The sequence below is a fragment of the Mucilaginibacter terrae genome, from assembly GCF_031951985.1.
In the GTDB taxonomy this organism is placed as follows: domain Bacteria; phylum Bacteroidota; class Bacteroidia; order Sphingobacteriales; family Sphingobacteriaceae; genus Mucilaginibacter; species Mucilaginibacter terrae_A.
The window spans coordinates 872,688-895,198 of sequence record NZ_JAVLVU010000001.1; the positions used below are offsets into that span (position 1 = coordinate 872,688).

Annotated in this window: 20 protein-coding genes; 11 read left to right on the plus strand and 9 right to left on the minus strand. The window is 41.3% G+C overall.

Features of this window, described 5'->3' with window-relative positions:
* Positions 1–4 precede the first annotated feature (4 nt).
* The 6 genes from pxpB to QE417_RS03680 are packed head-to-tail and all read left to right on the plus strand — an operon-like array spanning position 5 to position 6,613.
* Positions 5–739, plus strand: coding sequence for a 5-oxoprolinase subunit PxpB (pxpB, locus tag QE417_RS03655; RefSeq protein WP_311947577.1), 735 nt, complete (start codon positions 5–7; stop codon positions 737–739).
* Between the two features lie 4 nt (positions 740–743).
* A complete protein-coding gene (locus tag QE417_RS03660) occupies positions 744–1,733 on the plus strand; it encodes a 5-oxoprolinase subunit C family protein (protein WP_311947578.1) in 990 nt (329 codons plus the stop codon).
* 23 nt (positions 1,734–1,756) lie between these two features.
* On the plus strand, positions 1,757–2,521 hold the full coding sequence (locus tag QE417_RS03665; RefSeq protein WP_311947579.1) for a LamB/YcsF family protein: 765 nt from the start codon (positions 1,757–1,759) through the stop codon (positions 2,519–2,521).
* A complete protein-coding gene (locus tag QE417_RS03670; RefSeq protein WP_311947580.1) occupies positions 2,518–3,696 on the plus strand; it encodes an NRAMP family divalent metal transporter in 1,179 nt (392 codons plus the stop codon). The genes QE417_RS03665 and QE417_RS03670 overlap by 4 nt, the downstream gene beginning before the upstream one ends.
* Positions 3,697–3,713: 17 nt before the next feature.
* The gene (locus QE417_RS03675; protein WP_311947581.1) at positions 3,714–6,278 is read left to right on the plus strand and encodes a M1 family metallopeptidase; all 2,565 of its coding nucleotides are present in this window, start codon (positions 3,714–3,716) and stop codon (positions 6,276–6,278) included.
* Between the two features lie 29 nt (positions 6,279–6,307).
* A complete protein-coding gene (locus tag QE417_RS03680; protein WP_311947582.1) occupies positions 6,308–6,613 on the plus strand; it encodes a hypothetical protein in 306 nt (101 codons plus the stop codon).
* 47 nt (positions 6,614–6,660) lie between these two features.
* Here the strand turns inward: QE417_RS03680 and chrA are convergent, their stop codons facing one another.
* Positions 6,661–7,860: a chromate efflux transporter gene (chrA, locus tag QE417_RS03685; RefSeq protein ID WP_311947583.1), complete on the minus strand. Its 1,200-nt coding sequence runs from the start codon at positions 7,858–7,860 to the stop codon at positions 6,661–6,663.
* Between the two features lie 100 nt (positions 7,861–7,960).
* Entirely contained in the window at positions 7,961–8,302 is a 342-nt protein-coding gene (locus QE417_RS03690; RefSeq protein WP_311947585.1) for a tetratricopeptide repeat protein, read from the minus strand.
* A 264-nt stretch (positions 8,303–8,566) separates the two neighbouring features.
* On the opposite strand from QE417_RS03690, the gene QE417_RS03695 reads away from it, so the two are divergent.
* Together QE417_RS03695 and QE417_RS03700 are read left to right on the plus strand one after the other, a co-directional pair.
* The gene (locus tag QE417_RS03695) at positions 8,567–9,169 is read left to right on the plus strand and encodes a bifunctional nuclease family protein (RefSeq protein WP_311947587.1); all 603 of its coding nucleotides are present in this window, start codon (positions 8,567–8,569) and stop codon (positions 9,167–9,169) included.
* A 176-nt stretch (positions 9,170–9,345) separates the two neighbouring features.
* The gene (locus QE417_RS03700; RefSeq protein ID WP_311947588.1) at positions 9,346–10,605 is read left to right on the plus strand and encodes a nucleoside permease; all 1,260 of its coding nucleotides are present in this window, start codon (positions 9,346–9,348) and stop codon (positions 10,603–10,605) included.
* A gap of 77 nt (positions 10,606–10,682) precedes the next feature.
* Here the strand turns inward: QE417_RS03700 and QE417_RS03705 are convergent, their stop codons facing one another.
* From QE417_RS03705 to QE417_RS03715, 3 genes are all read right to left on the minus strand, one after another.
* Positions 10,683–11,294 carry a porin family protein gene (locus QE417_RS03705; RefSeq protein ID WP_311947590.1) on the minus strand — a complete coding sequence of 204 codons (612 nt, stop codon included), beginning with the start codon at positions 11,292–11,294 and terminating at the stop codon, positions 10,683–10,685.
* 80 nt (positions 11,295–11,374) lie between these two features.
* Entirely contained in the window at positions 11,375–12,802 is a 1,428-nt protein-coding gene (locus QE417_RS03710; RefSeq protein WP_311947591.1) for a TolC family protein, read from the minus strand.
* Between the two features lie 8 nt (positions 12,803–12,810).
* Entirely contained in the window at positions 12,811–13,488 is a 678-nt protein-coding gene (locus QE417_RS03715; protein ID WP_311947592.1) for an ABC transporter ATP-binding protein, read from the minus strand.
* Positions 13,489–13,850: 362 nt separating this feature from the next.
* On the opposite strand from QE417_RS03715, the gene QE417_RS03720 reads away from it, so the two are divergent.
* The 3 genes from QE417_RS03720 (at position 13,851) to QE417_RS03730 (ending at position 18,612) form a co-directional block, all read left to right on the plus strand.
* The gene (locus QE417_RS03720) at positions 13,851–15,038 is read left to right on the plus strand and encodes an aspartate aminotransferase family protein (protein WP_311947593.1); all 1,188 of its coding nucleotides are present in this window, start codon (positions 13,851–13,853) and stop codon (positions 15,036–15,038) included.
* A gap of 287 nt (positions 15,039–15,325) precedes the next feature.
* Entirely contained in the window at positions 15,326–17,602 is a 2,277-nt protein-coding gene (locus QE417_RS03725; protein ID WP_311947594.1) for a glycosyltransferase family 4 protein, read from the plus strand.
* On the plus strand, positions 17,602–18,612 hold the full coding sequence (locus tag QE417_RS03730; RefSeq protein ID WP_311947595.1) for a glycosyltransferase family 4 protein: 1,011 nt from the start codon (positions 17,602–17,604) through the stop codon (positions 18,610–18,612). Before QE417_RS03725 ends, QE417_RS03730 begins: the two co-directional genes overlap by 1 nt.
* Before the next feature lie 186 nt (positions 18,613–18,798).
* On the opposite strand, the gene QE417_RS03735 is transcribed toward QE417_RS03730, so the two are convergent.
* From QE417_RS03735 to QE417_RS03750, 4 genes are all read right to left on the minus strand, one after another.
* Positions 18,799–20,265 carry a glycoside hydrolase family 130 protein gene (locus tag QE417_RS03735; protein ID WP_311947596.1) on the minus strand — a complete coding sequence of 489 codons (1,467 nt, stop codon included), beginning with the start codon at positions 20,263–20,265 and terminating at the stop codon, positions 18,799–18,801.
* Positions 20,266–20,440: 175 nt separating this feature from the next.
* Positions 20,441–21,361, minus strand: a complete 921-nt coding sequence (locus QE417_RS03740; protein ID WP_311947597.1) for a DUF58 domain-containing protein — start codon at positions 21,359–21,361, stop codon at positions 20,441–20,443.
* A gap of 73 nt (positions 21,362–21,434) precedes the next feature.
* On the minus strand, positions 21,435–21,755 hold the full coding sequence (trxA, locus tag QE417_RS03745) for a thioredoxin (RefSeq protein ID WP_157541890.1): 321 nt from the start codon (positions 21,753–21,755) through the stop codon (positions 21,435–21,437).
* Between the two features lie 176 nt (positions 21,756–21,931).
* Positions 21,932–22,486: a sugar O-acetyltransferase gene (locus QE417_RS03750; RefSeq protein ID WP_311947599.1), complete on the minus strand. Its 555-nt coding sequence runs from the start codon at positions 22,484–22,486 to the stop codon at positions 21,932–21,934.
* Between the last annotated feature and the right edge of the window lie 25 nt (positions 22,487–22,511).

Consider the following 22,511-nt stretch of genomic DNA (forward strand, 5'->3'; position numbering starts at 1 on the left):
TTTCATGCCGTTGCAATCCCCTATTTATAGTCAAGCCCTCAGCGTTTATTACTTGAGCGAGCAGGCCGTTACCGTAGAGTTTGGCAATGAGATTAGCGATGTGCTTTTACATCGTATCAGTAGCTTTAATGAGCGACTGCAACAAAACCCATTTCCCGGCTTGCAAACCACCGTACCGGCTTATACAACCTTGAGTGTTTTTTATGATGCGCTAACCGTTTTACAAGCAACACATATGCCGGGGAGATCGTGTTTTGAAAAAGTACAACATTACCTTTTGAATTTGGGTGAGAAAAACCTTAGCCAAACATCATCAGAAACTCCTCCTATTAATATTCCCGTATGTTACGGTGATGATTTTGGACCCGATATTGCCGACCTTGCAAGCCAGCATAATCTCACTACGCAGCAAGTAATTAACCTGCATACCCAAGCCATTTACACAGTGTACATGATAGGTTTTGTACCAGGTTTTGCCTATATGGGCGGATTAAATGAGCAACTGGCTACACCACGTAAAGCTACGCCAAGGCAAACAATTCCATTTGGGTCGGTAGGTATAGCGGACAAGCAAACCGGCATTTACCCTTTAGATACTCCTGGAGGATGGCAAATTATTGGCCGTACCCCATTAAAGTTATTTGACGCCACCCGCAGCCAACCATCATTACTAAAAGCAGGAAATTTGGTAAACTTTAAATCGATCTCTCCACAGGAGTTTGACATGTATAGTGCTTAATAATATGCGGATACGAATTACCAAACCAGGCGTATTAAGTACAGTACAAGATATGGGACGCAGGCTACATCTGTCGCAGGCTGTTCCGGTTTCGGGCGCTATGGATACCCTTTCGACTCGAATTGCCAATATTGCGGTAGGTAACGCACATGATGAAGCTGTTATTGAATTTACTTACGCGGCAGCCGAATTTGTGACCGAAACTGATATATTGATCGCATATGCGGGTGATGGGGCTACATTAAAATCGGGCGAAGTAACCATACCAACCGAGCGCCCCGTTTTTATTCCGCAAGGAAGCGTTGTACGTTTAGTAAATAATCCGGCAGGAAGTCGTACTTACTTAGCCATTGCCTGCGGCTGGGATGTGCCCGATGTGATGAGTAGTAAAAGCACATATACAACTGCAGGCATAGGCGGCCATGAAGGCCGCGCATTACAGGCTGGCGATATTTTGCAAAACACTAAAAAATGCTCGCCAACAACTGATGATCTTTTGTTAAAGCTACAGGGTACCGGCATCAATTACCCCAAATGGAATATTACCAGGCAAGCCCTCTTACCTATGGATAAAAAAAGCATCCGTGTTGTACCCGCCAACGAGTTTACCTGGTTTGATGGTTGCTCTATTTACGATTTTCTGTCATCGCCATATACCTTAAATATGCGCAGTAACCGCATGGGTTATCATTTAGATGGTGTGCCCATACAACGGCTTATGCATAAAGAGTTATTGTCAACCGCAGTTACACCGGGTACTATACAAATTACGGGCAGCGGAACACCCGTGCTCCTAATGGCCGATTGCCAAACCACCGGCGGCTACCCTCGAATTGCCCAGGTGGCTGCAGTCGACCTGCCGCTGTGCGGCCAGCTTAAACCCGGCGACATTATAATTTTTAAGGAAACAAGCCGCCAGGAAGCCGAAATGCTGTATATTGAACGGGAAGAGCATTTGCAAAAGCTGGCCTTAGCCGTACGAAGTCATTTTTAAAAAGTATTATCTTATTTAAAGCCATGCAAACTATTGATTTAAACTGCGATATGGGCGAAGCATTTGGTAATTACCCCATGCCTAATGATGAAACCTTAATGGATTATATTACATCGGCCAACATAGCTTGCGGCTATCACGCGGGCGACCCCGAAGTAATGCAGCGAACCGTGAGCATGGCCATTAAAAAAGGTGTTGCCATAGGAGCACATCCCGGCCTGCCCGATTTGCAGGGCTTTGGTCGTCGCGAAATGAAAATTACAGCTAATGAGGCATACCAATTTACCTTGTATCAAATTGGCGCTTTATACGGCTTTGTAAAAGCGGCCGGTGGCAAGCTACATCACGTAAAGGCACATGGGGCATTATACAACATGGCAGCTAAAGATGTGGCTTTAGCGCGGGCAATTGTTCAGGCAGTTCATGATTTTGATCCAACTTTAATTTTATACGGATTGGCCGGCAGCGAAATGATCAAAGCGGCGCAGAAATCAGGCTTAACATCAGCCTCCGAAGTTTTTGCCGACCGTACTTACCAAGATGATGGATCGCTAACTCCACGAAGTCAAAGCAATGCTTTAATTACCAATGAGCAAGATTCTGTAAAACAGGTATTAATAATGGTAAAAGAACAAAAGGTAGTATCGGCCAATAATAAAACTATTGCGCTTAAAGCCGATACCTTGTGCCTGCATGGCGATGGTGCTCATGCGGTAGATTTTGCCAAACTCATTAACCAAAAACTAAAGCAGGAAGGCATCATCCTTAAAGCCCCCGCATCGGCATGAAAAAGGTAAACTGGAGCATACTCATAGGTGCGGCTTTTTTAATGGCAAGTTCGGCCATTGGTCCGGGTTTTTTAACGCAAACCGCCGTTTTTACGCAGGAACTCGGGGCAAGCTTTGGTTTTGTGATATTGCTTTCAGTAGTATTGGATGCCATTGCCCAGCTCAACATATGGCGCATAATAGCCGTGGCCGACCAGCCCGCGCAGAATATTGCCAATAAGGTATTCCCAGGTTTGGGTTATCTCCTATCCTTTTTGGTTTTTTTAGGCGGAATGGCTTTTAATATTGGCAACGTAGCCGGTGCTGGTTTGGGTTTAAATGTATTGCTGGGTGTTAGCGTTGGGCAAGGCGCGGTTATGAGCGCCATAATTGCAATAGGTATATTTATTTACCGCGAAGCCGGTAAAGTGATGGACACCTTTGCCAAATGCATGGGTTTGCTCAAAATATGTCTGGCTTTGTACATAGCCTACAGCAGTAGTCCTCCATTGGCCGAGGCGGTAGTACGCTCGGTAAATCCATCAAAATTTAGCTTTGGCGCTGTTTTAACCATTGTGGGCGGAACGGTTGGCGGCTACATAACCTTTGCCGGTGCGCACCGTTTGCTGGATGCCCGACAAACCGGTATCGATAATCTTCCGGCTATTAATAAGGGTGCATTGAGTGCTATTGGTTTGGCTTCGGTGATGCGTATATTATTGTTTATAGCAGCATTGGGCGTTATAAGTGCGGGCAACAAGTTAGATCCTGCCAATCCGGCGGCATCGGTTTTCCAGTTAGCAAGCGGACAGTTGGGCTATAAAATTTTTGGCCTGGTGATGTGGTCGGCGGGTATATCTTCTGTGGTGGGATCGGCTTATACCTCGGTATCATTCACCAAAAGCTTTCACCCGGTTATACTTAAACTCAATCGCGAAATAATTATAGGCTTCATTGTTATAGCTTGCATCATATTTTTACTAATCGGCAAACCTGTTAACATACTTATAGCGGTGGGTGCCATTAACGGGTTAATATTACCGCTGGCCCTGGGCGTAATGCTTATTGGCGCTTATCGCCACAACATTGTGGCCAACTACAAACAGCCGCTGTGGCTAACTATTTTGGGCATTACTGTTGTAGGCGTAATGACCTGGATGAGCTACGGGGCAATTATACAATTAATAGGATTATAAGAATATTTCAATCATCAATGATGAAAAAATACATTATATCATCAGTTTTATTTATTTTATATACAGCCGCTTATGCACAAAACAGTAACAAGCCTGTAAAGGTTGAACCCGGAGTTTCGCTCCAACTTGCTACTTACCGTGCACAGGTGATAAGCGATATACAATACAAGCTATCTTTTAACGTTACTAATAGCTCAAAGGTTGCAGTTAACGGGATTGAAGATATTGATTTCAACCTTAAAGTTATCGACCAGCCCCTGCAATTAGATTTTAAGCAAACGACCGAAAATCTGCACAAAGTAACAGTTAACGGTAAATTAGCTGTAGTAGACTTTAAAGACGAACACATTGTTATACCTGTTAAATACCTGCATGCCGGTCGAAATATCGCTCATCTCGAATTTACGCCCGCCCCGGCATCATTAAACATCAATACCGAATACCTGTACGCACTCTTTGTGCCCGATCATGCCCGTACCGTCTTCCCCTGTTTTGATCAGCCCGATTTAAAAGGGAAGTTTGAATTGAGTATGAATGTCCCCACCGGATGGAAAGTGTTAAGCAATGGCTTAAAGCGCGATTCGGTTGTGAACAAAATAGGAGTGACGTACAATTTTGCCAATTCGGATAAACTACCTACCTACTTATTCTCTTTCACGGCCGGTGAATATAAATCAGTAAAACAGAAGCTGGGTAAGCGTGAAGCTGAATTTTTGCATCGCGAAACCGATGAGAAGAAAATCAAATTCAGCACCGATTCGATTTTCATCGCCCATCAAAATGCTATTAGCTTTTTAGAAGAATGGACTGGCATCCCCTTCCCGTTTCAAAAAATAGGTTTTGTGGCTATTCCCGATTTTCAGTTTGGAGGCATGGAACATCCCGGCGAGGTACAATACAAGGCATCGAGCTTGTTTTTGGATGAAGGTGCTACTAAAGACCAATTTATTGGTCGCGCTAACCTTATATCGCACGAAACGGCACACATGTGGTTTGGCGATTTGGTAACCATGCGGTGGTTTAACGATGTTTGGATGAAAGAGGTGTTTGCCAACTTTATGGCCGATAAGGTAACCGAAAAAATGATGGGCACCGAAACCTTCAATCTCAAATTTTTGCAAGACCACTACCCTGCCGCCTATGGTGTTGACCGCACCCAGGGCACTAATCCTATACGCCAGCAACTGGATAATTTACAGGAAGCAGGCTCCATGTACGGTAATATTATCTACCACAAAGCGCCCATTATGATGCGCCAACTTGAGCTGCTGATGGGTAAGGAAAACTTTCAGGCCGGCATACGCGAGTATCTTAAAAAGTACGCTTACAGCAATGCCACCTGGCCCGATTTAATTGCCATTCTGAGCAAGCACACCAAATTTAACCTGTATGAGTGGAATAAGGTTTGGGTTAATCAGCCCGGCAGGCCGGTATTTAATTACGCGGTAAAATATAACGGAAGCAAGATAAGCAACCTTACTATTACGCAAACGCCCGAATATGGCGAAAACCGCCTGTGGCCACAGGCATTTGAAATTACTTTGGTTTATTCCAACCACAACCAATTTGTGCAAGTAAATATGAACAATGAGAAAGTGGTGTTAAAACAGGTTGAGGGTATGGAAAAACCATTGTACATCCTGTTTAATACTAATGGCATGGGTTACGGCTTATTCCCTACCGATAAAGAAGCCACGCTTCAATGGTATAATATTGAAAAACCCTTGCAACGGGCATCAACCTATATTGCAGCTTACGAAAATATGTTGGCCGGGCGCTATTTTAAACCCGATGAACTGCTAAACCTATTTAGTAAAGGCTTAACTTTGGAAACCAATGAAATGAACCTGCGGTTGATAAACGGCTACATAAGCAACATTTACTGGAATTTTACCGCGCCAGCCACGCGCTCATCTATAGCTACCAAATTAGAACAAATGTTGTGGGATGCCATGCAACAACAATTTGCTGCTAATAACAAGAAAATAATGTTTAAAACCTACCAGGATATTGCCTTATCGCCTGAGGCAAAAGCCAATATTTACAGCATCTGGCAAAAGCAACAAGCCCCCACAGGCGTAAAACTGGCCGAAGATGATTACACCTCCATGGCATTATCTATTGCACTCAAAAGCGATACGGTAACATCGGTAATTAAGCAACAACAGGCCCGCATTACCAACGCCGACCGCAAAAAGCGTTTAGATTTTTTAATGCCTGCCCTTTCGTTAGATGTAAAGGAGCGTGACGCATTCTTCAACAGCCTGCACGAGCGCAGCAACCGCCAAAAAGAAGCATGGGTAACAACAGGATTGTCTTATTTAAACCATCCTTTAAGACAATCGACATCCATTAAACACCTGCCTGAAAGTTTAAACATGTTGGAGGAAATACAAAAGACCGGCGATATTTTCTTCCCGCAATCATGGTTGGGAAGCATATTTGGCAATTATCAAAGCAAAGATGCTGCACAAATAGTGCGTGACTTTATAAAAGCACATCCAAACTATAATCCAAAACTCAAAGGCAAAATTTTGCAGGCGGCCGATAATGTGTTCAGAGCGGAGAAGCTGGTGAATTAAGTTTTAAACTTTTTACTTAAAAGTTTGAGATGAAAGAGCAATTTAAAACACATCCCATTGCCTCCGCTTGCTTTGTTATTTACTTAACAATTTGGTTATGGATGTTTTACGTTTGTTATAAAGATTATGCGGGTAATGGAGATGGCGAAATATCGGGAATGTCCATATTGGGAACTGTTGTGCTTGCATTTATTCCTTACTTTGCAGCAATGGAACTTTTGGGATATTTGAAAAAGCAATACAAGAAGTTTTATTACCGCGTTGCTTTAATAAGTACAACCCCTATTCCATTAATAATTCTGTGGATAATTGCACTTAAACTAATATTTCAATAATAACAACTATCTAAGCCTTATTTTAATACAGGAGATGTATTTTTAAATTAAAACATCAGTCCTAAAACAATACCAATAATTATTACCACAGGCGCCTTAATCCGTGTAAAATAAAGTAGGCAAAATGCGTCGGCCATAATGAGGTACGACATCCAATCGGTGCCAAAGGGAGCAACCAATAAAATTAGCGCAGTGGCCATAAAACCTACGGCCACTGCATTTATTCCGCTTAGTGAGTTTTTAATGCGGGTTATCTTTTTCAGATCTTCCCAAAAAGGTATAATAAAAAGAATAAGTATTAATCCCGGAAGATTGACACCTATAACCGCCACTATACTACCTACTATTTGGCCTGTAAGCCCATAGCCCTGGTTACCCAAGGTTATTGCGCCTACAAATGAGGTAAACGAAAATGTTGGCCCGGGTATAGCCTGCTGCAATGCATAGCCTGATAAAAACTCAGCATTGGTTAAGTAATGTTTAAGTTCCACAAACTCGGTGTACATGAGCGGAACCAGCACTTGTCCGCCGCCAAAAATCAGGATACCGTTGCGGTAAAAGTTCTCAAACAAGCGTATGGGCAAACTAAAAGGCGATGTGCGGTTAATTAGTGCACCCAATGCCGCAAAAAACAGCAGGATACCTATAAAATATCCCACCTTTTTAGGGTTTACGTTCGAGAATAATTTCACACGGATGGCATCCTCTGTAGGTTGGGTTTCCAAAGCAGATGAAATGATGCCACCCAATAATATCAACAATGGAAACGCATACGGATTTTGTAAGATAAGCGTGGCCACTAATGAGCCTGTAGCCAAATAAGCGCTTACGCGGCTTTTGATGAACTTTTGCGCAAAAGTAACTGCTGCATAAGCCACAATACCCACTGCTACGGGCTTAATAAAATGCAGTACCGAATCTATTTTACCTGTTGAAGCAAATGTTTTATAACTGATAGCCGCCGCACACATGATGGCAGCTGATGGCAAAACCCATATCAGGAAGGAAAGCAGCGCAAGCCGTAGCCCCCCCACCTTCCAGGCCACACCAATTAATGTTTGGGTGGATGATGGTCCGGGTAATATTTGCGACAAGGCGCTCAGCTCCATCAACTCACTCTCGGTAATGTAACCCCGTTTTTCTACAAACTCGCGCAGCAAAATAGCCACATGCGCCTGCGGCCCTCCAAATGTGGTGAAGGTATACACCAGCGTGTCGCGTAAAAAAAGGAGTTGACGGTTTTTCAAGTTTAGTGAGTAGTTAAGTGGTTGATTGGTGAATAGTTGATATAAAGCAGCTATTTTAAAAACCACTTAACTTAATCAACCAACCACCAATCAACTAAAATTAATAATCATCGTCATCATCATATAAACCTGCTGCCTGGTTATAGGCCGATTGCAGCTCTGATAAAGCATGGTTATCACGTTTTTGGCGGGTAATAAGCATTCCCTGCTGGTATATTTTTATGGCATCTTCCTTACGGTCAAGCTGTTCGTACAGCTTACCCAAGTGGTAGTATGTGCCTGTGTAATTAGGATGATTAGCAACCAGTTTTTCGTAATACTCCAGGGCCTTTGCAGTGTCATTAAGTTTGAGGTATTCGGTAGCCAAAGCATATTGTACAAACTCATCGTTGGGTTCGCTCTCTAAAAATTCGAGCAGTTTTTGTAAGCGGTTGGCCTGCATTGTAAACTGTTTGTTTTTTGTGTATTTTTGCGTGAGAAGCGCATTTGATAATGTGCATCTGCTGTGCAAATGTAACGTTTGGCAGCTATTGCATCAACCTTGTATTAGTTATCACGTTTGTTTGAGGTGATTAATTTTTAAACACCTTAAATTCTACAAACTCACACCAATCAGGTTTATTGCTATAAATTATTATATAACACTCAAGTACGGCATAAAAAATGCTATGTAACCGGTAAAGGTTTAGTTGTGATGGGTAATAACATGAAAAAAATTAAGCTCGATATTGTTGGTTTATCTTACAGCCAAACACAATCGGGCGCATATGCTTTGGTTTTAGGAGAAGTAAACGGCCGCCGTCGCCTTCCTATTATCATTGGTAGTTTTGAAGCTCAGGCCATTGCTATTGAAATAGAAAAAATGACACCAAGCCGCCCTCTTACCCATGATCTATTTAAAAGCTTTGCCCAAGCTTATGATATTACCATTCAGGAAGTAATTATTTATAACCTGGTAGATGGTATTTTTTATGCCAAATTGATCTGTTCCGACGGTAAAAAAACTACCGAAATTGATGCCCGCACCTCTGATGCCATTGCCATGGCTGTACGTTTTGAATGCCCTATTTACACCCATGAATTTATCCTCTCAACCGCAGGTATTGTAATTGAAGGTAACGACTTTGTTTACCTGGAAAATTTAAGCGAAACTGCTGAAGAAAAACCAGCATCTACTGCAGTTGTAACCAACTATGCATCATTAAGTACAGACGAGCTAAAAAGTATGCTTAAAGACGCCCTGAATGAAGAAGCCTACGAAAAAGCCGCTAAAGTGCGTGATGAATTAAACAAACGAAAAGCATCTTAAGCAACCTTCTATCTTCACTAACAAACAGCTTATTAATCATGAGGTCGCATGAAATCACCTAATTATCATGCTATTGCACCTTTGTTGCGCAAATACTTTTCCCATATCGCAATATTTCGCTAATTTTCGTTTTTAATTAACTATTGACAATTACCCGTTAAACAAAGGCTCCGTGTATGAATATTAAGTTCCGCTTAATACTAATGAACTTTATGCAATTTTTTATATGGGGAGCATGGCTGCTCACCGTAGGTGCATATTGGTTTCAAAATAAGCAATGGTCGGGTGCACAGTTTGGTGCCATATTTTCTACAATGGGTATTTCGGCCATATTTATGCCGGCTCTAACAGGCATCATCTCCGATCGTTTTGTAAATGCCGAAAAATTGTACGGCATCATGCACATTTTAGGTTCGGTAGCGTTGTTTTGCTTACCCATGGTAACTGATCCATCAACCTTTTTCTGGGTGATGCTTATCAACATGATATTTTATATGCCCACACTGTCGTTATCTATCACAGTAGCATATTCGGCGCTTAAAGGGAGTGACCTTGATGTGGTAAAAGACTATCCCCCTATACGCATCTGGGGAACTATAGGCTTTATTGCTGCTTTGTGGGCCGTTAGCTTAACCCATAACGAAACCTCTTCAAACCAATTTTATATTTCATCGGCGGTAGCTTTGGCTTTGGGTATCTATTCATTTACATTGCCAAAATGCCCCCCACAATTAAGGTTTGGCGAAAAAAGGTCATTAACCGAGCGTTTGGGATTGAATGCCTTTGCACTATTCAAAACGCCCCGTTTCGCCATCTTCTTTGCATTCTCGATGTTATTGGGTGCAGCCTTGCAGCTAACTAATGCCTATGGCGATACTTACCTGCACGATTTTGATAAGATTGCAGCTTATAAAGACACCATAGCGGTAAAATATCCTGCCATCATTATGTCTATTTCGCAAATCTCTGAAACGCTGTTTATTCTGGCTATACCTTTCTTTTTGCGCAAGTTTGGAATAAAGTACGTGATGCTGTTTAGTATGCTGGCCTGGGTACTGCGCTTTGGCTTGTTTGCGTTTGGCAACCCTGCCGATGGCTTGTGGATGATCGTGCTATCATGCATTGTTTATGGAATGGCTTTCGATTTCTTCAACATATCCGGATCGTTGTTTGTAGAAACACAAACCACCCCGGCCATCCGTGGCAGCGCACAAGGTTTGTTTATGATGATGGTTAACGGCTTTGGCGCACTGTTTGGCAGCTTTGCCAGTGGTTTTTTAATAGACCATTACTTTACTCTTGCCGATAAAACTAAAGACTGGCAAAACATATGGCTAACCTTTGCAGCGTATGCGCTGGTTATTGCCATTATATTTCCATTTATTTTCAGATACAAGCACAATGCGGCTTTGGAACATGCTATCAAACACGCTTAAATAATTTAGCTTAAACAAAAGTGGCCTCGGCAAATTTATTGCCGAGGCCACTTTTGTTTACTGTGTTCTTTAGAATATTACAGCGCAAATAAGCGGTAAGCTAAGGTAAGGTTAAACATATTTGGCCTAACATCAACAGTACCGTTGCCGTTACGTAGTTTGTTTATACCAGCTTCGTAACGAAGGTCGAGAGAAACTTTATACACATCTAAACCGGCACCAAATACCCACGCATAATTCTGGTCTTTTACCCTTAAACGACTTGCATTACTAAAGGCATCGCCTACACTTTGATCGTGACTTACGGCAAATGATACCAGCGGACCTGTATTAATGCGGGCACCTACTCCAAACATTCCAAATTTTTTACCTACTAATAAAGGCAAATCAATACTTCTGAATTTAGCTGTATTTACCGACTTCGTTTGCGAATCTTCAACCCTTACTTCTTTTGAATTATAATATAATTCTGGCTGAAAATGTAATCCTCCCATACCAATTCTTGCCCATGCACCTGCAAGGAAACCGGCCCTGTTATCGCTGCTCAGGGTCTTCTCGGTAGAGAAATTAGATAAGTTAACACCTGCTTTTATACCTATATTTACGTTAGGTAACAAAGGGACAGTTTGGGCGCTTGCGGATGCTATTATGCCCAAAGCGCATATGATTAAATAAAGATGTTTTTTCATATTAAGTAGTGTGTAAATATAGCTGTAACAACGTTTGTTAACTTTTGTGCTATATTTTTTTCAACTACTTAATAGTTAGCTTAAAAAGTTAAATTCCCTTGGTAATAAGCTAATATTTTGGTACGTATATAGTAATCATAACGGGCATTAATTAAATTGGTATTTGCCCTGTCGAGGTTGTTTTTAGCTACAATATAATCAACAGAATTAAGCACACCGGCATTGAAACGAATTTCGGCCGTACGAAAAGACTCTTTAAAGGCATCAACCTGTTCGGTATATATCTGGTAACGGTCATAAGCCGAGGTCATGTTAATATAAGCTTGCTCCACATTTTGCTTTAGCTGCACACGGGTGTTTTCCTCAATATAACGAGCCTCCGATAAATCAATTTTAGCTAAAGCAACCCTGTTACGGTTTTGAAAAGCATTGAGGATAGGTATTTGCAAACCAATTCCCACCTGGGTGGAATAGTTGTTCTTAAACTGGTTATAATAGCCCACTTTCTCGCTGCCATAGTTTTGTGTATATCCGTACACAGATTGGTTGCCGGCTGGTGTTTTAATAAACATGCCGGTGTTAACTTCTGTTGAATCAAGAAACACCGATCGCCTTGCCGCACTCGAATAACGTGTACCTACCCCACCAAAAAGTGAAATAGTTGGGTATAACAGTCCTTTAGCGGCCTGCACTTTCTTCTCGGTGCTTTGACGACGCAAAGTTGCGGCTTTTACCAGGGGCAAACTGGCCAATGCCTGGTCGTACACCTGGTTGGCCGATTGGTTAAACTTCCCTGCAGGAAGTTCAGCTGCATTAAGGCGTTGTAAGCTAATACTGCGCGAATAGGGAACATTCATCAGCAATAATAAATTCAGTTTGGAGGCCTCCAAGGCATTCCTGGTATTAATAACCGATAACTGATCGGTTGACTGCTGGCCTTTTACATCGTAATAATCTGAGGGCTTTACGGCTCCATTGCTGTTCATTACCTGTAAGCGTTGTACTTGCTGTTTAGATACCTCTAACTGGTTATTGGCCAATACCAGCAAGTCGGCATTATTAATAGCCTGAAAATAGGTAGTAATTACATTTAATGTAATATCATTTTTAGCCTGCTCAAAATCCATTTTACCGGCCTGGTAGGCTAATGATGTTTGCCGGATGCTGTTCTGAATCGTCATGCCGTTAAAAAGGATGAGGTTTGCATTCGCGCCGTAATCGGCCGAAGTAATTTGCTGATTAAGGTAAGTATTGGTAAATGGGTCAATACTGCGCCCGGTGCTTATTCCATGATTAACATTGCCGCTAAAGGTTGGCAGCAGGTTGGCACGTTGCTGTTGCCAGTAAATACGGCTACGCTCCATGTCCAGTTCACTGCGTTTAACGGTAAGGTTATTTTTAATAGCAATATCAATGCACTGCTGCAGTTTATAAACCGAATCGGCAGTTTGGCAGTAGCTGCTGTTAAGCCCGCCCAATAAAATTATCAGTATATAAAGATAACGCATTACAGTTTTTACAATATTACGGATGAATCAATTTTACCATCAAGCAGGTTGATGATGCGCGAACCGTATTGGGCATTTTTTTCGGAGTGGGTTACCTGTATAATGGTTACATCGTCTTCCTTATTTAGCTTCTGGAACAGTTCCATTATTTCCTCACCTTGTTTTGAGTTGAGATTACCGGTAGGCTCATCGGCCAAAAGCAATTTAGGTTTAGCTATCAGTGCTCGCGCAATACCCACCAGCTGCTGCTGTCCGCCCGATAGTTGCGCCGGGAACAGATCTTTTTTGCCTACAATGTTAAAACGGTCTAAGCTATCGGCCACTAAGGCTTTTCGCTCGGCACTTTTTACATCCTGGTACAATAGCGGGGTTTCAATGTTTTCGTAAACGGTAAGCTCATCAATTAAATGGTAAGCCTGAAATACAAAGCCTATATTTTGTTTATACAATGCCGAACGCTGTTTTTCTTTAAGCTGATGCACAGGCTCGTTCATGAAATAATGATATCCTTCGGATGGCTGATCTAACATGCCGATAATATTCAGCAAAGTTGATTTACCCGAACCTGATGGCCCCATGATCGAAATAAACTCTCCCTGGTCAACATCAAGGTCTACCTTGTTTAGCACATAAGTTTTATTGCCGCCGCTGGTATAGTATTTTGATATTTGTTTAAGTGATAACATCTTAATGTGAATTGACAGTGTGAACAGATAATGATTTATTAGCTGTTAATATAGGGCTTAAACCTCAATTTCGTACCAAAACATTAAAACGCTTATTTTAAAGCAATTAGGCACATTTAGCACAATATTGATGTTCGCTTGTGCAACAAACATTGTTCGGTTGTGATACAGTTTTGTTGGGGAGTTCATGATAATAGTCCATAGTCCATAGTCCATAGTCCATAGTCCATAGTCCATAGTCCATAGTCCATAGTCTGAATTTTTCTTGGGGCTTGTTGTTTATTTGTTTTTTAAATATATTTTTCTTTTCTATGGTCTGTAGACTATAGACCATGGACTAAAAAACTTCCTACCTTTGCCTCATGCTTACCCTTCGCCAACTTTTCCTTGCTAATAATGCCCAAACTACCGATTTTCCTTTATGCCTGGAATTTGAACGAGCCGAAGGCGTGTACATGTATAATGCCGAGGGAAAGGCTTGGATAGACTTGATTTCGGGCATTGGCGTTAGCAATATTGGTCATGGCAACCCTAAAGTTATTGAGGCCATAAAGCAGCAACTGGATAAGTATATGCACCTGATGGTGTATGGCGAATACGTGCAAACCCCACAAGTGCGCTTTGCCGAAAAGTTAACCTCGCTCCTGCCCCAAAACCTGGAATCGGTTTATTTTACCAATTCGGGTGCTGAGGCTATTGAAGGAGCTTTAAAATTAGCTAAGCGTTATACAGGGCGCAGCGGAATGATTTCCTGCTATCATTCATACCATGGCAGTACGCATGGTGCACTTAGTTTAATGGGGAACGAGGAATTTAAACAAGCCTACCGCCCGTTATTACCTGATGTACATTTCATCAGCTTTAATAATACTGATGATTTGGACTATATAACCAAAGAAACTGCATGTGTAATTATTGAAACCGTACAGGGTGAAGCCGGAATACGCGTACCCGATATGGAATATATGCAGTTACTGCGCAAGCGTTGCACCCAAACCGGAACATTGCTTATTTTAGATGAAAATCAAACCGCATTTGGGCGCACCGGTAAGCTGTTTGCTTTTGAACATTTTGGCATTGTAGCCGATATATTGGTTTTAGGTAAGGCTTTAGGCGGAGGTATGCCGTTAGGGGCTTTTATTGCATCAACAGAAATCATGAGCGCCTTAAAAAACAATCCTATTTTAGGGCATATCACTACGTTTGGAGGCCACCCGGTTTGTTGCGCATCGGGCATGGCATCGTTGGAGGTATTATTGAATGAAGACCTTATTAACACGGTACCAGAAAAAGAAGCCCTGTTTAGAAAGCTACTTACCCAACCCGCTATAAAACAGGTGCGTGGCAAAGGACTGATGCTGGCTGCTGAATTTGATAGCTTCGAACTCAATAAGAAAATAATAGATACCTGTATTGAACAAGGCGTAGTTACCGATTGGTTTTTACATTGCAGCAACTCTATGCGTATAGCCCCACCGCTTATTATTACTAAAGAACAGATAGAGCACGCTTGTTCGGTAATTTTGAATGCTGTAAATCAGCATGTTTAAAGCATTTATTTGTATTTTTATAAGTTTGTCAGCTAAGTCGTCGTCACTACCATTTACATCAAAAATTATCAATTTCATAAAAAACAAGCCTTAGTGTACTATCAACACCATTTTTAGGTATTTCTTGGTATAGTTTATGCAATGTTAAGGGTGAAAATAAACGTTTAAAGGGTTTAGCTTAGATACCATAGGTTCTAATATTCAAATTGCCCTTTTTTTTAGTCAGAAGTGTATATTTCTAACTATAAGTTCATTCTCAAATAACATACAACTATCTATCTATAAAAATGAAAATTGCCTACATCTCCACCTATCCACCGCGCGAATGCGGAATAGCTACGTTCAACCAAAACTTAATGCGTGCTATCAGTGCTAATTTTCCCGAACGAAAGTCATTGTCACAGGGTGGTTTTGTTGTAGCTGTAAACGATTCGGAAAATTTACAGGAATACGAATATCCACAAGAGGTAAAATACGTTATACGCCAAAACCATCAAAAAGACTACATACGCGCTGCTAACTACATAAACACCAGCATTGCAGATGTTTGTATTATGGAGCATGAGTTTGGCATATATGGCGGCGAAAGTGGCATATATATACTGCCGTTACTTAATCGTCTTGAGAAACCATTAATATCTATTCTGCACACTGTATTGCGCGAGCCAAGTTATGTTCAGCGCATTATTGTGCGTGAAATTGCCGAGCAGTCTTCAAAAATTATAGTGATGAGCCATCGTGCAGTTGAGTTCCTCACTACCATTTACGAAATCCCTGCAGAGAAAATACAAATTATTGAGCACGGTGTTCCTGATTTGGAAGCCCCTGAAGATAATCCGGTGAATGCTATTAGTGCGTTTAAAAATAAGAAAGTTATGTTAACCTTTGGCTTAATAAGCCGTAACAAAGGTTTAGAGGTAGTGGTTAAAGCATTGCCTAAAATTGTTGCCAAACATCCCGATGTGATGTACGTGGTATTGGGCAACACCCACCCTGGCGTGGTAAAACATTCGGGCGAAGAATATCGCGATTATTTGAAAAGCCTGGCAGCACAACTCAAGGTATCAAACCACCTTACCTTTATAAATAAGTTTGTAGCCGAAGAAGAGCTGATAAACTACCTTACTGCTGCCACAGTTTACGTTACACCTTACCATAACGAAGCGCAAATTACCAGTGGTACATTATCATACGCTGTTGGTGCGGGTGCTGCAGTGGTATCAACCCCATACTGGCATGCCACCGAACTTTTAGCTGATAACCGTGGCCGTTTATTTGATTTTAAAGATGCCGATGCTTTAGCCGATACTGTAAATGGTTTGCTGGATAATGAAGCGGCACTAAATGAAGTAAAACAAAATGCTTATGAATATGGCTTGCACCTGCGTTGGCCGGTAATTGGCGCCGAATATATACGTGTTGCACAGGAATCGGCTAACCGTCATGATTTCAGGGACAAAATTTTGCGTAACAGTATTGTTGATCCGGAAGTTATGCCAGCCTTTAATCTGGCACACATACTGCGTTTAACAGATGATACCGGTATCGTTCAGCATGCTAAATATGGCATTCCTAACCTTAAAGAAGGTTATTGCTTAGATGATAACGCGCGCGCATTAATTATGGCCTTGATGGCATACCAGCGTAACAAAAGTCCCGAGGCTTTAAACCTGTTGCCTATTTACCTGAGCTATATACACTATATGCAAACCGATGATGGCAACTTCCGCAACTTCCTGAGTTTCGACCGCCGTTATTTAGATGAGGTTGGTTCCGAGGATTCATTCGGCCGTACAATCTGGGCATTAGGTCATTTAATTGGCTGCGCAGCTCACAACTCATACCGCGAGTTTGCCATGGAGTTATTCCACCGCTCGTATCCACACTTCCAAAAACTGGAGCATATACGCGGTATGGCTAACACCATCATCGGTATATCATTATACCTCAAAGCTATACCAACTGATGAGGGTATGATAAATGAGTTAATGCGTTTAACCACACCATTGGTAGAGGCTTACAAACGCACCTCAACTCCTGAATGGCAATGGTTTGAAGATGTAATGACATATGATAACGCTATACTTCCTTTAGCATTATTGCATTCATGCGAAATCACAGGTAATGAAGAAGTAAGAAAAATTGCCATGGAATCAATGGGCTTCCTTGATAAACTAACCTTATCAAATGGTTATTTAAGCCCTATTGGTAATGATGGCTGGTATTATCGTGGTGGTACTTTCCCAACATTCGATCAGCAGGCTATTGAAACTATGGCTATGGTATTGATGTACTTCCAGGCTTATGAAACTTTGCGCGAACCGGAGTATATTGAAAAGATGTTCCTCAGCTACAAATGGTTCCTGGGCGAAAACACACTACGTGCACCTCTTTATGATCATGAAACCAAAGGTTGCTGTGATGGCCTGATGCCTACCGGTATTAACCGCAACCAAGGTGCCGAAAGTACTTTAGCCTACATGATATCGCACCTTACCGTACTCAAAGCATTTGAACTTGAGTATGAGTATAACAAATACGGACAGAAGATAGAGGTTTGTTAATGAAGGTTGCCGTACTATCTCCCGTTGCCTGGCGCACACCGCCCAGACATTACGGACCGTGGGAACAAGTAGCATCAAATATTGCCGAAGGTATGGTTAAAAAGGGTGTTGAAGTCACCCTTTTTGCCACCGGCGACTCATTGACTGCCGGAAAACTCGAATCTATTTGTGAAATCGGATATGAAGAAGACCGCTCGCAAGATGCCAAAGTGCTGGAATGCCTACACATCAGTAACCTGATGGAAAATGCAGGTGAGTTTGACCTCATCCATAATAATTTCGATTTCCTGCCCCTTACCTATTCAGGGGTTATAAAAACACCTGTAATAACTACTATCCACGGTTTTTCCTCTCAGCGCATTATTCCCGTTTATAAAAAGTATAACGCTACTTCGCACTACGTTTCTATTAGTAATGCTGACCGCAGTACTGAACTGGAATACCTTGCTACAGTATACAATGGTTTAGATGCTAAAGATTTCACCTTTAATGCCGATGCAGAAGATTATCTTTTATATTTTGGCCGTATACATCATGATAAGGGTACCGCTGAAGCCATAGAGATTGCGAAGAAAAGCGGGCGCAAACTTTTAATTGCAGGTATTATACAAGATGCCAACTATTATCGAGAACGTGTAGAACCGTTTATTGATAACGAGCAGATTGTATATGTTGGCCATGCCGGACCCGAAAAACGACAAGAGCTTTTGAGTAAAGCTTCTACCCTACTTCATCCTATTAACTTTAACGAGCCTTTTGGCATGAGCGTAGCCGAATCAATGCTTTGCGGCACGCCGGTTATTGCTTTCAATAAAGGCTCGATGCCTGAGTTAATCAAACATCAGGAAACCGGTTTTTTGGTCAAAAATATTGATGAGGCGGTTGAAGCTGTTAAGCAGTTAAATACTATAGAGCGTAACACCTGCCGCGAATGGGCATTGGCTCAATTCAGCAGCGAAAAAATGGTTGATGATTACTACAAACTTTATCAGCAGATTTTAGGGCTTTGAAAAGTCTATAAAACAAAAAAGCTTGCCGATTGGCAAGCTTTTTTTATGCGTTGTATTTTCATTCTCCTTCTCGCTTTGCCATTTCGATCATAGGGGAGGATTTTTCAAAGTGATTATCTTATAAATTTAAAAAGCCTTATTCCTATGGTCGAGATGAAATAAGTGTGGATTTCATTTGAGCAATCCTTACACTCCATCTTCTTTTAATCTCTTTAACAATAACGACATATCAACCTCGGCAAACGATGAAGAATAGTCGGATAAGCCGTATGGTAAAATAAGTTTGTTGTTATGTACAATTGAACCACATGAATAAATAACGTTAGGTACATAACCCTCGCGCTCGTCACTGTTTGGAATAAGCAGGGGCTCCTTTAAGCGGCCTATTTCCACAGTAGGGTCGTCTAACTTTAACAAGCTGGCACCTAATACGTATTTACGCATAGGACCCACGCCGTGACTTATAATTAACCAGCCGTCTTCGGTTTCAATGGGTGAACCACAGTTACCTATTTGTACAAACTCCCATGCAAACTTAGGTTTTTGCAATAATTGAGGATTTTCCCATATATTAATCTTGTCAGAGTACATGATGTAGTTATTACATCCGTCTATACGTGACAGCATAGCGTATTTGCCATTAATCTTGCGTGGAAACAATGCCAGGTTTTTGTTTTGCGAACCTGCACCATACAATGGCATAATTCTAAAATTCACAAAATCATTGGTTTGTAACAGCTTAGGCATAATTAAAGAGCCGTCATAAGCGGTGTAGGTAGCGTAGTATGATGAACTGCCATCTTCGTTATAAAATTTAACAAAGCGTGCATCTTCAATTCCTTTGCGTTCGTACTCTGATATAGGGAAGATAACCCGGTCAGATATATCCGTATCCAGCGAAAATACAATCTCGTAATACGAGTCGGCCAGCCAAAGAACTTTATCGTACTCTAAACGGCGCGAATCGTTTTGCTGTAGTTTTTGCGAGTCGAGAATTAAACGGCGAAGGTTAGAATACTCAAAATGATGATCAAGTTTGTCTTCGAGCTCTTTTAATACATCAACGCTAATTTGCGTGGTAACAGCTTTATCAAAAAATAATTTTTTATTGTAAACGGCATTACGCACAATTTCGGCTTCATCAATATAATCGCCGGCAGGCAGTACTGTAATATTGTTGTTTTTATCGAATAAAGCCCTGCGGAACGTAATAGATGATATGTGGCCTTCGCCAACAGCTCTAAAACTCATAATTACCCGGCGTTCGCCTTCTTCCAAATCACTTTGGTCGGGATCGTCAACAATTGATGGGTTAAAAAATGCAGCCGATTCAATAGAATACTCGTGAGTAAAGTATGAGCCAATAAGCAACTTACGATAAACACTTAGCGCATCAAAGTCAATCCCTAATTCGGTAAAAAGGTTTTTGAGTTTTGCGCAATGACGATTAAGTACCCTGGTAATATTACGGTGACGGCGGGAATATTCCTGTAATAACGGAGAAATGAGACCGAATACATCTTCTTCCGGTACATTCATAACCCGCTGTATTACTTCTTTTGAACGTTCGTTACCGTTAAAAAAGAAACGGGCAATAACACGCTTAGAATCGGGGTTTACTTTTACAGCCTTACGCTCGATAGAAAGTCTCATATGAGGGATATAAATTTTGTAATTATCATAGCAATTAAGCCTTTTTCTAAATAAATAAAGGCTTTAATATTTTGCTCTATTTACACAATTTATATTACGTATAGTTTTATGTTTTTTACAATTTTAAAAATGCTGTTTTAAAATAAAACTACGGTTCAATAAAATTTCTAAGTAATTAAATAACTTTATTACGTTTTACAAGATAGGTTTTCAGTAAATGGTTATATCCCTCATTTATATTAGCATCCACAATATCAATTTTGTACTGGGCACATTTAAGTTCCAGTTCATGGCGGTATTCATTTAAGGCGTTACGGTAGCTGTCGCGCACACGGCTGGGGTGTACTTTAACTTCTTCTCCGCTTTCCATATCCACAAAATGATGCGGGCGGTTATCAAACTTAAAATCAATCTCGTGGCAATAATCGCTTACATTAAAAATGATCACCTCGTGCTTATTATACTTGAGGTGCTGAAGTGCTGCAAACAGTGATTGCGATCTTTCGGCATTCATGCTATTTTCCAGCATATCGCTAAAAATAATGATCATGGAGCGCTGGTGCACTTCCTCTGCTATATGATGTATTACGTTTGAGAGGTTAGTTTGAGTATTAACCCGGGGTTGATTATATGCCTTCTCTAATTCGGCAAATAAGTAAAACAAGTGCGTTGAAGTAGAACGTACAGGGCTCAGCCAATCGATCTGGTCTGAAAACAAACCCAGCCCAAAAGCATCGCGTTGCTTTTTAAACAGGTACATGAGCGAAGCTATAGCATATACCGAAAATTGTAACTTGCTTAATCCCTTTTGCGGATAGTTCATAGATGATGAAGTATCAAGCAGTAAATAGCTGCGCAGATTGGTTTCCTCTTCATACTGCTTTACAAACAGCTTATCTGTTTTGGCAAATAGTTTCCAATCGATGTTTTTTACCGATTCGCCATTGTTATATAGCCTGTGCTCAGCAAACTCTACCGAAAAACCATGGAAAGGGCTTTGGTGCAAGCCGGTTATAAAACCTTCAACCACCTGCCGGGCAAGCAACTCAAGGTTGGCTAACTGACGTATTTCCTGATTGGTATTTAACTCGGCCATTGCAACTAAAGTAAATAAAAAAAGCGTTACTGTTTAAGGTAACGCTTTTTTTATATAGTTTATTGGCCGCTGCTTATGCAAGCTGTTTGCCTAATTTTTCGGTTAGTACCGATTTTGGCACAGCACCAATTTGTTTGTCAACAATTTCGCCGTTTTTAAAGAATAATAAGGCAGGGATATTACGGATACCGAATTTCATTGAAATACCGGGGTTATTATCTACGTTAACTTTGCCTACAACTGCCTGGCCGTCATATTCTTTGGCAATTTCCTCTACAACCGGACCTACCATACGACACGGACCACACCATTCTGCCCAAAAGTCAACTAATACCGGTTTATCTGATTTTAATACTAACTCATCAAAGTTAGCATCGGTAATTTCTAAAGCCATGTTTTTAAATGTTTATGTTTTAACAAATATAGAATAATCAAATTGCTTGCCACAAATACCAACTGACAAACTGACAAATAAATTACTTCTTAATTAGTTCATGGATCATAGTCGATAGGTGATAGCAAAAATGGTAATTCAAGGCCTGCTATGAACTATGAACCATCAACCATGAACTAATTCAACTTACGTATCACTCTTGCCGGATTACCCACTGCTAATGAATCATCAGGTATATCTTTAGTTACCACAGCCCCTGCCCCTATTACACAACGGTTGCCAACGGTTACTCCGGGACAGATAATGGCTCCGCCCCCTATCCAGCAATCATGGCCAATGGTTACGGGTTCGGCATTTTCCTGGCTGCGGCGTTGTTCGGCATTAAGCGGATGGGTTGCCGTATATATTTGTACACCGGGAGCACAAAACACGTTACTGCCAATATTTACTGCCATTACGTCGAGCACCACACAGTTTACGTTGAAGTACACATTATCGCCACAGGTTATGTTGTAGCCATAATCGCAGTGAAACGGTGGCTCAATGTATAAGTTAGCCGGTGCGTTGGGTATGAGCTTATCCAGTATAGCTTTAGTTTTATCGCTCGCCACATACTCGGTCACGTTGAGTTGATGTAACAGGCGTTTACAATCGGTACGATCCTTAACCAGTTCAGGATCATTGGCGAGGTAGTATTCGCCGCTGAGCATTTTTTGCTTTTCGGTTTTCATAGGTGAGATAGGTAGTAGCAATTAT

Excerpts from the sequence above, each read along its gene's own strand:
- pxpB (WP_311947577.1), top strand. The coding sequence starts at position 5 with ATGCCGTTGCAATCCCCTATTTATAGTCAAGCCCTCAGCGTTTATTAC.
- QE417_RS03660 (WP_311947578.1), top strand. The coding sequence starts at position 744 with ATGCGGATACGAATTACCAAACCAGGCGTATTAAGTACAGTACAAGAT.
- QE417_RS03665 (WP_311947579.1), top strand. The coding sequence starts at position 1,757 with ATGCAAACTATTGATTTAAACTGCGATATGGGCGAAGCATTTGGTAAT.
- QE417_RS03670 (WP_311947580.1), top strand. The coding sequence starts at position 2,518 with ATGAAAAAGGTAAACTGGAGCATACTCATAGGTGCGGCTTTTTTAATG.
- QE417_RS03675 (WP_311947581.1), top strand. The coding sequence starts at position 3,714 with ATGATGAAAAAATACATTATATCATCAGTTTTATTTATTTTATATACA.
- QE417_RS03680 (WP_311947582.1), top strand. The coding sequence starts at position 6,308 with ATGAAAGAGCAATTTAAAACACATCCCATTGCCTCCGCTTGCTTTGTT.
- QE417_RS03690 (WP_311947585.1), bottom strand. The coding sequence starts at position 8,302 with ATGCAGGCCAACCGCTTACAAAAACTGCTCGAATTTTTAGAGAGCGAA.
- QE417_RS03695 (WP_311947587.1), top strand. The coding sequence starts at position 8,567 with ATGAAAAAAATTAAGCTCGATATTGTTGGTTTATCTTACAGCCAAACA.
- QE417_RS03700 (WP_311947588.1), top strand. The coding sequence starts at position 9,346 with ATGAATATTAAGTTCCGCTTAATACTAATGAACTTTATGCAATTTTTT.
- QE417_RS03705 (WP_311947590.1), bottom strand. The coding sequence starts at position 11,294 with ATGAAAAAACATCTTTATTTAATCATATGCGCTTTGGGCATAATAGCA.
- QE417_RS03710 (WP_311947591.1), bottom strand. The coding sequence starts at position 12,802 with ATGCGTTATCTTTATATACTGATAATTTTATTGGGCGGGCTTAACAGC.
- QE417_RS03715 (WP_311947592.1), bottom strand. The coding sequence starts at position 13,488 with ATGTTATCACTTAAACAAATATCAAAATACTATACCAGCGGCGGCAAT.
- QE417_RS03720 (WP_311947593.1), top strand. The coding sequence starts at position 13,851 with ATGCTTACCCTTCGCCAACTTTTCCTTGCTAATAATGCCCAAACTACC.
- QE417_RS03725 (WP_311947594.1), top strand. The coding sequence starts at position 15,326 with ATGAAAATTGCCTACATCTCCACCTATCCACCGCGCGAATGCGGAATA.
- QE417_RS03730 (WP_311947595.1), top strand. The coding sequence starts at position 17,602 with ATGAAGGTTGCCGTACTATCTCCCGTTGCCTGGCGCACACCGCCCAGA.
- QE417_RS03735 (WP_311947596.1), bottom strand. The coding sequence starts at position 20,265 with ATGAGACTTTCTATCGAGCGTAAGGCTGTAAAAGTAAACCCCGATTCT.
- QE417_RS03740 (WP_311947597.1), bottom strand. The coding sequence starts at position 21,361 with ATGGCCGAGTTAAATACCAATCAGGAAATACGTCAGTTAGCCAACCTT.
- trxA (WP_157541890.1), bottom strand. The coding sequence starts at position 21,755 with ATGGCTTTAGAAATTACCGATGCTAACTTTGATGAGTTAGTATTAAAA.
- QE417_RS03750 (WP_311947599.1), bottom strand. The coding sequence starts at position 22,486 with ATGAAAACCGAAAAGCAAAAAATGCTCAGCGGCGAATACTACCTCGCC.